We start from the raw sequence: 12,825 nt of genomic DNA on the forward strand, positions 1-12,825 counted from the left end.
GGGGAGGCCGGCAGCCGCCGACCTCCCCCGAGCTGTGTGTCTTACTGAGCCAGGTACGACTCGACGGTCAGCGAACCGTCGATGATCGAGGCCTTGAGCGCGTCGACCTCGGTGACGAGCTCGGCCGGGACCTTGGACTCCCAGTCGTGGAACGGCGCGATTCCGACGCCGTCGTTCTCGAGCGTGCCGACGAACGGCGCGTTGTCGAACTCGTCGTTACCGGCCGCGACGATCGCGTCGTAGACACCCACGTCGATGCCCTTGAGCACCGAGGTGAGCAGCAGCGGACCGACCGAGGGGTCGGTCTCGTAGACGTCGGCGTCGACACCGATCAGAGCGATGTCCTTGCCCGAGTCCTGGATGGCGGCAGCGGCCGACTGGTAGATCGGACCACCGACGGGGAGGATGATGTCGGCGTTCTGGTCGATGAGACCCTGTGCGATCTGGCGCGCGGTGTCGTTGGCCTCGAAGCCACCGGTGAACGAGCCGTCCTGCGACGCGCGGTCCCAGCCGATGACCTGGACGTCAGCCGACTTGGTCTCGTTGTAGTACTCGACACCCTGTGCGAAACCGTCCATGAAGACGGAGACGGTCGGGAAGTTCATGCCGCCGAAGGTACCCACGACGCCCGTCTGGGTGACGCCCGCCGACAGGTAACCCACGAGGAACGCGGCCTGAGCGGTGTCGAAGATGAGCGGCTTGATGTTCTCGGCGTCGGTCTCGCCGTCGCCATCCGTGTCCACCACGTCATCGATCGAGACGAACTCGACATCGGGGTTCGCCAGCGCGGCCTCGGATGCGGCGCTCGCGAGGGCGAAGCCGACCGTGACGATCGTGCTGCAGCCCTGGTCGACCAGGCCCTGCACGTTGGACGCGTAGTCGGTCTCAGTCGCGGACTCGACGGCCTTCGCCTCGACGCCGAGCTCGTCGGCCGCCTTGTTGAGTCCTTCGTAGCCGAGCTGGTTGAACGACTTGTCCTCGAAGCCACCGAAATCGGAGACCATGCAGGGCAGGTAGTCGGATGCTGCGGCGCCGCCGCCGGAGCTGCTCGAGGTTGCGGGTGCCGAGCCACAGCCGGCGAGCAGCGCGGCAGTGCCGGCGATCGCGAGGCCACTCAGCAGGGCCTTGGTCATCGTCTTCTTCACGAGTCCTCCATCAAGAGACGTGGTGCACCCCGGCGAGTCCGGGGTGGATGAGGTCACGTTACCCAATGAGTCGGCGGCGAACCGTACGCGGCGACAGGCCGCAACGCAATGGTTACAAACGGGCTTCACAGCCACCGGACGGGCGGCTCATCGGGTGCGGATCAGAGGACGTCGCCGCGGCCGGTCAGCTTGAGCGCGTCGACGACCTGCTTCACGCGCTGTGCGTGCTCCGTCGTCGTCACGAGCAGCGCATCGGGGGTGTCGACCACCACGATGTCCTGCACACCGATCAGACTGATCACGCGCTGGGTCTGCGAGACCACGATTCCGCTCGCGGCATCCGAGAGGATGCGGGCGTTCTCGCCGAGGATCGCGAGGTCGTTCTTCCGACCGTTGGAGATGAGCTTGGTGAGGCTCGCGAAGTCACCCACGTCGTCCCAGTCGAAGTGACCGGGCACGACCGCGAGCCGGCCCTTCGCCGCCGCGGGCTCGGCCACGGCGTAATCGATCGCGATCTTCTTCAGTGTCGGCCAGATCCGGTCGACCGCGGGGCCGCGGCGTTCCCGGTCGTCCCACGCGTCGGCGAGCTCGACGAGGCCCGCGTGGAGCTCCGGCTCGTTCGCTTCGATCTCGGCCAGCAGCACGTCGGCGCGGGTGATGAACATGCCGGCGTTCCACGAGTAGGCCCGGTCGGCGAAGTAGGACCGCGCGGTCTCGAGATCGGGCTTCTCCACGAAGCGTTCGACGAGCGCCGCTTCCGGAGCGCCGTCGATGGGGAGCTCATCGGCACGCTTGATGTAGCCGAATCCGGTGGATGCCTCCGACGGCTGGATGCCGATCGTGCAGATGTAGCCGGCCCGGGCCACCTCCACCGCCTGACGGACGGCGAAATCGAACACCCGCGCCCCGCGGATGACGTGGTCGGCGGCGAACGAGCCGATCACCACGTCGGGTTCGCGGCGCACCAGGATCGCGGCGGCGAGGCCGATCGCGGCCGTCGAGTCGCGCGGCTCCGACTCGAGGAACACGTTGACGTCGGCGATGCCGGGCAGCTGCTCCTCCACGGCAGCGCGATGCGCGCGACCCGTCACGACCGCGATGCGGTCATGACCGGCGAGCGGCTCGAGCCGGTCCCAGGTGTCGCGCAGCAGCGTCTGACCCGAGCCGGTGAGATCGTGCAGGAACTTGGGCGCGTCGGCGCGGGAGAGCGGCCACAGTCGGCTGCCGATCCCGCCGGCAGGAATCACGGCATAGAAATCGTCGATAGGAGTCGCCATGCGGCCAGAGTAGCGGGCCGCCGCATCCGCTCGATTATCTCGACGTCGAGATAGTTAGGTTCGCCTTCCAGGCGCAACCGCATCCGGCCGGATAAAATGGCGGACAGCGCCCGAGTGACGCGAGGGGCCAACGTCCCGAGGGGCCATCGATGACCTCACACCGTGTTCGATCAGGGAGGACGACCGTGTCTGCACCAGCGCGGGTCATACCAACTGTGGCTCAGACCACGTCCAAGGTTCCTCGCGGCACGCTCTACCGCGGCAACGAGGGCATGTGGTCGTGGGTTCTGCACCGGATCACCGGTGTCTCGATCTTCTTCTTCCTTCTTGTGCACATCCTGGACACGGCGCTGATCCGCGTCTCCCCCGAGGCGTACAACGCGGTCATCGGCACCTACAAGAACCCGATCATGGGCCTCGGCGAAGTGGTGCTCGTCGCCGCCATCGCGTACCACGCGTACAACGGGCTCCGCATCATCCTGGTCGACTTCTGGTCCAAGGGCGCCCGCTACCAGCGCCAGCTCTGGTGGATCGTCCTCGGTGTCTGGGCGGTCACGATGCTCGGCTTCGCCCCGCGCCACCTCATCAACGTCTTCTCCTCGATCGGAGGCGGTCACTGATGAGCACCGCGATCGCCGACCCCCGCACCCCCTACGCCGCCCCGCGGCGGAAGGGCCCCAACCTCGAGAAGTGGGGCTGGGTCTACATGCGCGTTTCGGGCATGGTCCTGGTGGTGCTGATCTTCGGGCACCTCTTCGTGAACCTGCTGACCGGCGACGGCATCCACCAGATCGACTTCGCGTTCGTCGCGGGAAAGCTCGCCTCGCCGTTCTGGCAGTGGTGGGACTTCCTGATGCTGACGCTCGCGATGATCCACGGCGCGAACGGGATGCGCACGATCGTCAACGACTACGTCACCCACAACGGCGTGCGCCGCACGCTCGTCTGGGCGATCTGGATCGTGTCGATCTTCCTCATCGTGCTGGGCACCCTCGTCGTCTTCACCTTCGACCCGTGCCTGGGTGTGACTCCCGACAGCTCGCTGTGGGAGATCTGCCAGTAATTCCGCCGCATCCCGCCCAACGACACGTTGCGCGCCGGTAACGACGCGTGAGAACAGACAAAGAGGCATCGCCGTGAGCGCACATTCGACCGAGGACACCGTCATCAAGGACGGCGTCTACTACCACCAGTTCGACGTCGTCATCGTGGGCGCCGGCGGCGCGGGCATGCGTGCCGCGATCGAGGCGGGCCCCGGAGCGAAGACGGCCGTCATCTCGAAGCTGTACCCCACCCGCTCGCACACGGGCGCCGCGCAAGGCGGCATGGCGGCAGCGCTCGCCAACGTCGAAGAGGACTCGTGGGAGTGGCACACCTTCGACACCGTCAAGGGCGGCGACTACCTCGTCGATCAGGATGCGGCCGAGATCCTCGCGAAAGAAGCCATCGACGCGGTCATCGACCTCGAGAACATGGGCCTGCCGTTCAACCGCACGCCGGAGGGCAAGATCGACCAGCGCCGCTTCGGCGGCCACACGGCCGACCACGGCAAGACGCCCGTACGCCGCGCCTGTTACGCCGCGGACCGCACCGGCCACATGATCCTGCAGACGTTGTTCCAGAACTGCGTGCGGCTCGGCATCAACTTCTTCAACGAGTTCTACGTGCTCGACCTGATCACGGTCGAAGACGGCGACACCACGAAGGTCGCGGGCGTCGTCGCCTACGAGCTCGCCACCGGCGACCTGCACGTCTTCCAGGCGAAGGCCATCATCTTCGCCACCGGCGGCTTCGGCAAGATCTTTAAGACCACCTCGAACGCCCACACCCTCACCGGTGACGGCGTCGGCATCATCTGGCGCAAGCGCCTGCCGTTGGAAGACATGGAGTTCTTCCAGTTCCACCCCACCGGCCTCGCCGGTCTCGGCATCCTGCTCACCGAGGGTGCCCGAGGCGAAGGAGCGATCCTTCGCAACGCATCGGGTGAACGCTTCATGGAGCGCTACGCCCCCACGATCAAAGACCTCGCCCCGCGTGACATCGTCAGCCGGTGCATGGTGCAGGAGGTCGCCGAGGGCCGCGGCGCCGGTCCGCACAAGGACTACGTGCTGCTGGACTGCACGCACCTCGGCGCGGAGGTGCTGGAGACGAAGCTCCCCGACATCACCGAGTTCGCCCGCACCTACCTGGGCGTCGACCCGGTCGTCGAACCCGTTCCCGTGATGCCGACCGCGCACTACGCGATGGGCGGCATCCCGACCAATAACGACGCCGAGGTCCTGAGCAACAACACGACCGTGGTTCCCGGCCTGTACGCCGCGGGCGAGTGCGCGTGCGTGTCGGTGCACGGCTCGAACCGCCTCGGCACGAACTCGCTGCTCGACATCAACGTGTTCGGCAAGCGCGCCGGCAAGAACGCCGTGAAATACGTGCAGACCGCCGAGTTCGTGCCGCTGCCGGAAGACCCCGCCGCCGAGGTCCGCGAGCTCATCGAGGGCCTGCGCAACAACCCCGGCACCGAGCGGATCGCCGTTCTTCGCAAGACCCTGCAGGACGAGATGGACCGCAAGGCCCAGGTCTTCCGCACCGACGAGTCGCTCGGCGAGGTCATGCTCGTCATCGAGGAGTTGCGCGACCGCTACCGCAACATCCACGTCGACGACAAGGGCAAGCGATACAACACCGATCTGCTCGAAGCCGTCGAGCTCGGCTTCCTGCTCGACATCGCCGAGGTCGTCGTGGTCGCCGCCCGCAACCGCAAGGAGAGCCGCGGCGGGCACATGCGCGACGACTACCCGAAGCGCGACGACGAGAACTACATGCAGCACACGATGTCGTATCTCTCCGGAGACGCCGCATCCTCGCACCCGGAAGACCACATCCGCCTGGACTGGAAGCCGGTCGTCATCACCCGCTACCAGCCAATGGAGAGGAAGTACTGACCATGGCCGCCACCGCGATCGCCGAAACCACGGCACAGAGCACGGACGTGCAGGAGATCAACGACTCCGGCATTCAGGCGTTCCTCGTCACCTTCATCGTGCGCCGGTTCAACCCCGAGCTCGACGACGAACCGCGCTGGGTGGACTACGACGTCGAGGTCTTCTCGACCGATCGTGTGCTGGACGCCCTGCACAAGATCAAGTGGGAGGTCGACGGCACGCTCGCCTTCCGCCGCTCCTGCGCCCACGGTATCTGCGGCTCCGACGCGATGCGCATCAACGGCCGCAACCGCCTCGCGTGCAAGACCCTCATCAAGGACCTCGACATCTCGAAGCCCATCTACGTGGAAGCCATCAAGGGCCTTCCGCTGGAGAAGGACCTCATCGTCGACATGGACCCGTTCTTCGCGTCGTTCCGCGAGGTGCAGCCGTTCCTGATCTCGAAGTCGAAGCCCGAACCGGGCAAGGAGCGCGTGCAGACCATCGCCGAGCGCGAGCGGTTCGATGACACCACGAAGTGCATCCTGTGCGCGGCGTGCACCTCGTCCTGCCCCGTGTTCTGGACCGACGGCCAGTACTTCGGCCCGGCCGCGATCGTGAACGCGCACCGCTTCATCTTCGACTCCCGCGACGACGCCGGCGACGCCCGCCTCGACATCCTCAACGACAAGGAAGGCGTGTGGCGCTGCCGCACGACCTTCAACTGCACCGAGGCGTGCCCCCGCGGCATCCAGGTGACCCAGGCGATCGCCGAGGTCAAGCAGGCAGTCCTGCGCGGTTGAGTCACCGACGACGAGCGGGGGATGCGGCGAAAGCGGCATCCCCCGCTCGCTACTCTGTGAGCGTGAGTGACAGACCGAACCCGGATGCGGCGCACCCGCTGCCGGCGACCGATCCGTCGCTCCGTGAACGCTGGGACGCGCGTCAGGCGGAGCTCCGTGAGCGTTTCGATGAGCCGATCGAACGCGCGTCGCGCCTGACGCAGCGCACCCTCGCCTGGCTGCCGATCCGGGTCTGGCGCCACTTCCTCCAGCACAACGGTTTTCTCCTGGCGGCCGGGATCAGCTATCAGTCGCTGTTCACGATCTTCGCCGCGATCTATCTGGCGTTCGCGGTCGTGGGAGTCTGGCTCGGCGGCGACGCGCAGGCGGTCGGGCAGCTGATCGACCTCATCAACAGCTACATCCCGAACCTCATCAGCGAACACGGTCTCGTGAAGCCGGGTCAGGTGCAGGAGATCGCCGACAGCTCGGCGAGCCTGCTCACCGTGACCGGTGGCATCGCGCTGATCGTCATCGTCTGGACGGCGATCGGGTTCGTGACCTACGCCCGCCGCGCCGTGCGCGACACCTTCGGGCTGCCGTACGACAGCCGCAGTTACGTACTGCTGAAGGCGCGCGATCTGATCGCCGCGCTCGCATTCGGCGTCGCGCTCGTCGCGGGCTCCGTTCTCGTGCAGATGACGACGTGGGCTCTCGATCTGGTCTTCTCCCTGTTCGGATGGACCTCGGACTCCACCGCTTCGAACATCTCGGTGCGCGTGCTGACGCTGGTCGTCGCTTTTGCGATCAACGCCCTGGCTCTCGCCCTGCTGTTCCGTTTCCTCACCGGGACGTCGCTCCGCTGGCGACGCATCTGGCCGGGTTCGCTGCTCGGCGGCGGTGCGCTGGCCCTGCTGCAGGTCGGCGCCGGACTCCTCCTCGTGTACACGCCGAGCAATCCGCTGCTCGCCACGTTCGCGATCTTCATCGGCTTCCTGCTGTGGTTCCGGATCAACGGCATTGTGATCCTGGTGGCCGCCGCCTGGATCGCGGTCGAGACGTCCGACCGCGACCTGCCACTGGTGCAGATCTCGCCCGAGGAGCGCGAGCGACGGGAACGCCACGCGCTCCGCATCGCCGCAGGCGTGCATCTCCGCGATGCTCGCGCGGAACTCGCGTCCGCGTCGTGGTGGCGCCGCCCCGCGGCACGGCGCGCCGTCCGCCGCGCGATCGCCGAGCTTCGGGCGCTCGATGCGCCGCCGCGTCCGGACGCCGATCAGCTGCGATTGCGGGACGTGCTGAGCTGACATGGGGGGCCGCGGGGGTCGTCTCGGGCGACGCGGGGCTGTGTCGGGGCTCCTCTCGGGCGACGCGGGGCTGTGTCGGGGCTCCTCTCGGGCGACGCGGGGCCGTGTCGGGGGCGGCGGATACGCTGGAGAGCGTGTCTCGAACGGTTCGCATCGCCTCTGTCAATGTCAACGGCATCCGTGCCGCCGTCCGGAACGGGATGGCCGGCTGGCTCGATTCCGCCGGAGTCGACGTCCTCACCCTGCAAGAGGTGCGCGCCGAGCGCGTCCATCTTGAGGACGCCCTGCCGGGGTGGCACCTCGTGCACGACGAGTCGCTCACGAAAGGGCGTTCGGGCGTCGCCGTCGCGAGCCGACTGCCCATCGTCGACTCGCGCATCGACCTGGGCGATGACGACGTCGATTCGCGCGGCCGCTGGATCGAGGCGGACTTCGAAGTCGACGGCGAGCGGCTCACCGTCGTCAGCGCCTACGTGCACTCGGGCGAAGTGGGTACCCCCCGCCAAGAGGCCAAGTACGGGTTCCTCGATGCGATGAGCGCGCGACTGCCGCAGCTCTCCGACAGCGACGCGCTCGCCCTCGTCACGGGAGACCTGAACGTCGGCCACCGCGAGCTCGACATCAAGAACTGGAAGGGCAACGTCAAGAAGGCAGGGTTCCTCCCCGCCGAGCGCGCCTACTTCGACCGGTTCCTGGGCGACGCCGGCGCATCCGTCACCGGAGTCGACGGCTCGGTCGGTCGGGGGATCGGCTGGGTCGACATCGGCCGACGCGCCGCCGGCGAGGTCGACGGCCCGTACACCTGGTGGTCGAACCGCGGCCAGGCGTTCGACAACGACACCGGATGGCGGATCGACTACCACCTGGCCTCCCCCGCCCTCGCTGCACGGGTCAGCGACTATCGGGTCGCTCGTGCCGCCGCCTACGCGGAGCGATGGAGTGACCACGCCCCGGTCATCGCGGACTACCGCATCGGGCGCTGACCGACCGCGCCGGGCGCCGGGTGGCGAGGCGCGGGTTCGGCGCGGGCGCGGGGCAGGCGCCGTGCGCGGGCGGGGTGCCGCACGGCTCGGGGCGGGCGCCGCATCCGTCCCGCATAGAATCGACCGTGTGAGCAAAGCGCGCCTGTACTCCGGAATGCAGCCTTCCGCCGATTCCCTTCAGATCGGCAACTACATCGGTGCGCTGATGCAGTGGCGGGATCTCCAGGAGTCCTACGACGCGTTCTTCTCGGTCGTCGACCTGCACGCGCTGACCCAGCCGAACGACCCCGCAGAGCTTCGGGAGAAGACGCGCCGGACCGCGGCGCAGTACATCGCGGCGGGCATCGAGCCGGCGAAGTCGACGCTCTACGTGCAGTCGCACGTGCCCGCGCACGCGGAGCTTGCCTGGATCCTGTCGACGATCACGGGCTTCGGCGAGGCCGGGCGGATGACGCAGTTCAAAGACAAGTCGCAGCGGTACGGCACCGATGCCACGAACGTCGGCCTGTTCACCTACCCGGTGCTGATGGCCTCCGACATCCTGCTGTACCAGACCAACATCGTGCCCGTCGGCGACGATCAGAAGCAGCATGTCGAACTCACCCGCGACCTCGCCGAGCGCTTCAACTCGCGCTATGGGAAGACGTTCGAGGTACCGATGCCGGTGATCCAGCAGGACACGGCGCGCATCTACGACCTGCAAAACCCGACCGCGAAGATGTCGAAGTCCGCCGAGTCCGACGCGGGCGTTTTGTGGCTGCTCGACGACCCGGCCAAGAGCGCGAAGAAGATCATGCGCGCGGTGACGGATTCGGAGGGCGTGGTGCGATTCGACCGCGAGCTGAAGCCCGGCGTCTCGAACCTGCTCGTCATCTACGCGGCTCTCACGGGCCGGCAGATCCCCTCGATCGAGGACGAGTACGCGGGCCGCGGGTACGGCGACTTCAAGAAGGGTCTTGCCGAGGTGGTCGTGAACGAGTTCGGGCCGGTGCGCGAGCGCGCGCTCGGGTTGCTCGACGACCCGGCCGAGCTCGACCGTGTGCTGGCCGTGAACGCGGAGCGCGCCGCATCCGTCGCGAACAAGACTCTCGGCGATGTGTACGACCGGATCGGGCTGCTCCGCCGCGGCTGAGCACCGCTCGGGCGCCACCGCCGCCCGATAACTCCTCCAGATCACGCCGTTGCGGGTCGCAGAGCGGCCGTGCGGCCCGTTCTGGAGGAGTTTGCGCGGCGTCGACGCGGCGGACCCGCGGACAGCAGCCCGGCGATGGCCGCGCGAACGTCGGCGGGGTTCCCGAAGATGTCCTCCGCGATGGGGCGCAGGGTGACGTAGCCGCGCGCGGCCGACGCGCTGTCGCGGCGGCGGTCGTTGCGGTGCTGGGTCCAGTCGCTGTGGAACGCGCGACTGTCGCACTCGATGATGAGCCAGCCATCGACGAGCAGATCGACCCTGCCTACACCGGGAATCCACGCCTGTACGTCGACGCGAACCCCCATCGCTCGAAGCATCAACCGCACGAGCGTTTCGGGTCCGGATTCGCTCCGCGGGTCGAGGAGACGCCGGAGCGTCCGGAACCGACCCGGCAGCCGGGCGAACACCTCGTTGATCCCCGCCTCGTCGACGACCCCGAGATGCCACGCGCTATCGAGCGTGGCGACCGCCGCGCGCGGAGCGAGGCAGCGGCATGCCTGGGCCAACGCCTCGATCGGGTCGACGATCAGATCGGAGCTGGCGGTGGCCGTCGTCCGCCAGTGCGCGTGGACGTTCGTGCCCCGATGGGGAAGCCGGCTGGACCCACGCTCGATCTGGATGTGGAGGCGACCATCGTCGGGGACGAAGACCCCGAGAAGGCGCAGCAGCGACGTGCAATCGAGCCGCCCGCCGAGGCGGGCGGCATCGACGATCTCTGCGGGGAGGCTCGCATCGACATAGCGACCCCGCCGCACTCGCACCACCTCACCATCGCGACACAGCCGTGCGATCGACGAATCGGTGTAGCCGCCGGAACGGAGATCCGCCCGAGTCGAATACACGCACGGGGTGGCGAAGAACGCTGACATCCTCCCAGCGTGCGCAGTCCGGGCTGCTGCATCCCGCGCGAAGCGCCCTGTCGGCACAACTTCCGGGGTGACTCGCCCTGTGGAGGACGACTTCCGCCGCCGTGCCGCCGCCCTCGCGACGCCAACTCCTCCATTTCGGTGCGTTTACCCGGTCCGCGGGCCCGCGGTGTCGAGTATGGAGGAGTTAGCAGACTGCACTCGCCGTGCCGCAGATCTCTCAGGGAACGTGCGGGAGTTCCTGGCCGGCGAAGCGGATGTGCTCCTCCGCCAGTCGCGCAGCGGCGTCGGGATCACGCCGGCTGATCGCTTCGAACAGCTCGACGTGCTGCGCGTGCAGCCGGGCTGCGAGGCCCGACCAGTCCGCGTGGTCGGCGAGCGCGTCCAGGATGCGGGCGCTCAGCGACTCCCGGATGGCGACGGTCATCGAGGCCACCAGACGGTTCTCGCCCGCCTCGGCGATCGCGACGTGGAACGCCGTATCGGCGTCGTTGAACTCGGCGAGCGACAGCCCGGGGACGGCGCCCCGGTCGAGGGCGGCCCGGATGGGGGCTAGGGCGGCCGCATCCGCGTTCCGCGCCGCGAACGACGCGGACGACCGCTCGAGCGTCACGCGCGCATCGACCACGTCGGCCAGCGGGTAGTTCGCGAGCGCGACGTGCAGGCGCAGGAAACGGGTGAGCGCGGCGTCGGGGAGTGCGGCGATGAACGTGCCGGCCTCGGCGCCGGAGCCGACCCTCGACCGCAGCACGCCCTGCCCCTCGAGCACGCGCACGGCTTCGCGAACTCCCGCCCGGCTCACTTCGAGCCGGGAGGCGAGTTCACGCTCGGGAGGCAGCGGATCGCCGACCGTCAGTCCGCCGGTCATGATCTGGTCTTCGATCGCCTGAATCACGAGCTCGTGCGCGCGACTGCGCGTGACGGGAGCCCAGGCCGGGTTGCGTACGTCGGTCACGTCGTCCTCCTCCGCGCGACGGCCCGGATTGACTCAGCCACGGCGCATCCCTACTCTAGCAGAGAGGTCTGACCACCTACCCGCGCGGTGCGCCGTGCAATCCCCCTCTCGAAGGACGCCAATGAGTGCCATCCGCCGGCAGCTGCCGAACCCCGCCGAACTCCTCGAACTGATGCAGTTCAAGAAGCCCGATCTGAACGGCAAGCGCCGTCGCCTCACCTCGGCGCTCACGATCGAGGATCTGCAGCGGATCGCCAAGCGCCGCACCCCGACCGCGGCCTTCGACTACACGGATGGCGCCGCCGACGGCGAGATCTCGCTCTCGCGTGCCCGCCAGGCTTTCCAGGACATCGAGTTCCACCCGTCGATCCTGCGCGACGTGTCGCACGTCGACACCTCCACGACCGTCTTCGGCGGCCCGTCCGCGCTGCCGTTCGGAATCGCGCCGACCGGCTTCACGCGCCTCATGCAGACCGAGGGCGAGATCGCCGGTGCGGGGGCGGCCGGTGCGGCCGGCATCCCCTTCACCCTGTCGACGCTCGGCACGACCTCGATCGAAGACGTGAAGGCCGCGAATCCCGCGGGCCGCAACTGGTTCCAGCTGTACGTGATGCGCCAGCGCGAGATCTCGTACGCGCTAGTCGAGCGCGCCGCGAAGGCGGGATTCGACACGCTGTTCTTCACCGTCGACACCCCGGTCGCCGGTGCACGGCTGCGCGACAAGCGCAACGGGTTCTCGATCCCGCCGCAGCTGAGCGTCGGCACCATCCTCGACGCGCTCCCCCGCCCCTGGTGGTGGATCGACTTCCTCACGACCCCGAAGCTCGAGTTCGCGTCGCTGTCGACGACGGGCGGCACGGTCGGCGAGTTGCTCGACTCCGCCATGGACCCCTCGATCTCGTTCGAGGATCTCGACATCATCCGCTCGATGTGGCCGGGCAAGATCGTCGTGAAGGGCGTGCAGAACGTCGAGGATTCCCGGAAACTCGTCGATCTCGGCGTCGACGGCATCGTGCTCTCGAACCACGGCGGACGCCAGCTCGACCGCGCGCCCGTGCCGTTCCACCTGCTGCCGGAGGTCGTCCGCGAGGTCGGAGCAGACACCGAGATCACGATCGACACGGGCATCATGAACGGCGCCGACATCGTGGCATCCATCGCCATGGGGGCGAAGTTCACCCTCATCGGCCGCGCCTACCTTTACGGCCTGATGGCCGGCGGACGCGAGGGCGTGGACCGCACGATCGAGATCCTCACCGAGCAGATCGTTCGCACGATGAAGCTGCTGCAGGTGTCGGAACTGGCCGAACTCACGCCGTCGCACGTCACGCAGTTGCAGCGCCTCGCGCCGCGCACGATGTCGGGAAGCCCGATCACGGTCTGATCTGCTACGGGGC

Annotated in this window: 12 protein-coding genes; 8 read left to right on the forward strand and 4 right to left on the reverse strand. The window is 68.0% G+C overall.

Features of this window, described 5'->3' with window-relative positions:
* Positions 1-41: 41 nt before the first annotated feature.
* Positions 42-1,145: a BMP family protein gene (locus LMI96_RS06165; protein WP_374197912.1), complete on the reverse strand. Its 1,104-nt coding sequence runs from the start codon at positions 1,143-1,145 to the stop codon at positions 42-44.
* A 161-nt stretch (positions 1,146-1,306) separates the two neighbouring features.
* Positions 1,307-2,422 (reverse strand): mannose-1-phosphate guanylyltransferase, encoded by a 1,116-nt coding sequence (locus tag LMI96_RS06170; protein ID WP_223721874.1) that lies wholly within the window; start codon positions 2,420-2,422, stop codon positions 1,307-1,309.
* 185 nt (positions 2,423-2,607) lie between these two features.
* On the opposite strand from LMI96_RS06170, the gene sdhC reads away from it, so the two are divergent.
* The 7 genes from sdhC to trpS all read left to right on the forward strand — a co-directional run bounded on the left by sdhC (position 2,608) and on the right by trpS (position 9,547).
* Entirely contained in the window at positions 2,608-3,042 is a 435-nt protein-coding gene (gene sdhC / locus LMI96_RS06175) for a succinate dehydrogenase, cytochrome b556 subunit (protein WP_223721873.1), read from the forward strand.
* A complete protein-coding gene (locus LMI96_RS06180) occupies positions 3,042-3,485 on the forward strand; it encodes a succinate dehydrogenase hydrophobic membrane anchor subunit (protein ID WP_223721872.1) in 444 nt (147 codons plus the stop codon). The genes sdhC and LMI96_RS06180 overlap by 1 nt, the downstream gene beginning before the upstream one ends.
* Positions 3,486-3,558: 73 nt before the next feature.
* Positions 3,559-5,364, forward strand: coding sequence for a succinate dehydrogenase flavoprotein subunit (gene sdhA / locus LMI96_RS06185; protein ID WP_223721871.1), 1,806 nt, complete (start codon positions 3,559-3,561; stop codon positions 5,362-5,364).
* A gap of 2 nt (positions 5,365-5,366) precedes the next feature.
* A complete protein-coding gene (locus LMI96_RS06190; protein ID WP_223721870.1) occupies positions 5,367-6,146 on the forward strand; it encodes a succinate dehydrogenase iron-sulfur subunit in 780 nt (259 codons plus the stop codon).
* Between the two features lie 62 nt (positions 6,147-6,208).
* Positions 6,209-7,432: a YihY/virulence factor BrkB family protein gene (locus tag LMI96_RS06195; protein ID WP_228360847.1), complete on the forward strand. Its 1,224-nt coding sequence runs from the start codon at positions 6,209-6,211 to the stop codon at positions 7,430-7,432.
* Positions 7,433-7,566: 134 nt separating this feature from the next.
* On the forward strand, positions 7,567-8,415 hold the full coding sequence (locus tag LMI96_RS06200) for an exodeoxyribonuclease III (RefSeq protein ID WP_228360848.1): 849 nt from the start codon (positions 7,567-7,569) through the stop codon (positions 8,413-8,415).
* A 127-nt stretch (positions 8,416-8,542) separates the two neighbouring features.
* Entirely contained in the window at positions 8,543-9,547 is a 1,005-nt protein-coding gene (trpS, locus tag LMI96_RS06205; protein WP_228360849.1) for a tryptophan--tRNA ligase, read from the forward strand.
* 41 nt (positions 9,548-9,588) lie between these two features.
* On the opposite strand, the gene LMI96_RS06210 is transcribed toward trpS, so the two are convergent.
* Both LMI96_RS06210 and LMI96_RS06215 read right to left on the reverse strand, forming a co-directional pair.
* On the reverse strand, positions 9,589-10,476 hold the full coding sequence (locus LMI96_RS06210) for an endonuclease domain-containing protein (RefSeq protein ID WP_228360850.1): 888 nt from the start codon (positions 10,474-10,476) through the stop codon (positions 9,589-9,591).
* A gap of 217 nt (positions 10,477-10,693) precedes the next feature.
* Positions 10,694-11,428, reverse strand: coding sequence for a FadR/GntR family transcriptional regulator (locus tag LMI96_RS06215; protein WP_228360851.1), 735 nt, complete (start codon positions 11,426-11,428; stop codon positions 10,694-10,696).
* A 121-nt stretch (positions 11,429-11,549) separates the two neighbouring features.
* Here LMI96_RS06215 and LMI96_RS06220 point away from each other — a divergent pair, with 121 nt between their 5' ends.
* Positions 11,550-12,812, forward strand: a complete 1,263-nt coding sequence (locus tag LMI96_RS06220) for an alpha-hydroxy acid oxidase (protein WP_223721864.1) — start codon at positions 11,550-11,552, stop codon at positions 12,810-12,812.
* Positions 12,813-12,825: the final 13 nt, after the last annotated feature.

Origin of the sequence: Microbacterium sp. cx-59, assembly GCF_020805625.1 — a bacterium.
In the GTDB taxonomy this organism is placed as follows: domain Bacteria; phylum Actinomycetota; class Actinomycetes; order Actinomycetales; family Microbacteriaceae; genus Microbacterium.

Bases quoted from the DNA above. Each gene is read 5' to 3' on its own strand.
- LMI96_RS06170 (WP_223721874.1), bottom strand. From the start codon at position 2,422: ATGGCGACTCCTATCGACGATTTCTATGCCGTGATTCCTGCCGGCGGG.
- LMI96_RS06180 (WP_223721872.1), top strand. From the start codon at position 3,042: ATGAGCACCGCGATCGCCGACCCCCGCACCCCCTACGCCGCCCCGCGG.
- LMI96_RS06190 (WP_223721870.1), top strand. From the start codon at position 5,367: ATGGCCGCCACCGCGATCGCCGAAACCACGGCACAGAGCACGGACGTG.
- LMI96_RS06210 (WP_228360850.1), bottom strand. From the start codon at position 10,476: ATGTCAGCGTTCTTCGCCACCCCGTGCGTGTATTCGACTCGGGCGGAT.
- LMI96_RS06220 (WP_223721864.1), top strand. From the start codon at position 11,550: ATGAGTGCCATCCGCCGGCAGCTGCCGAACCCCGCCGAACTCCTCGAA.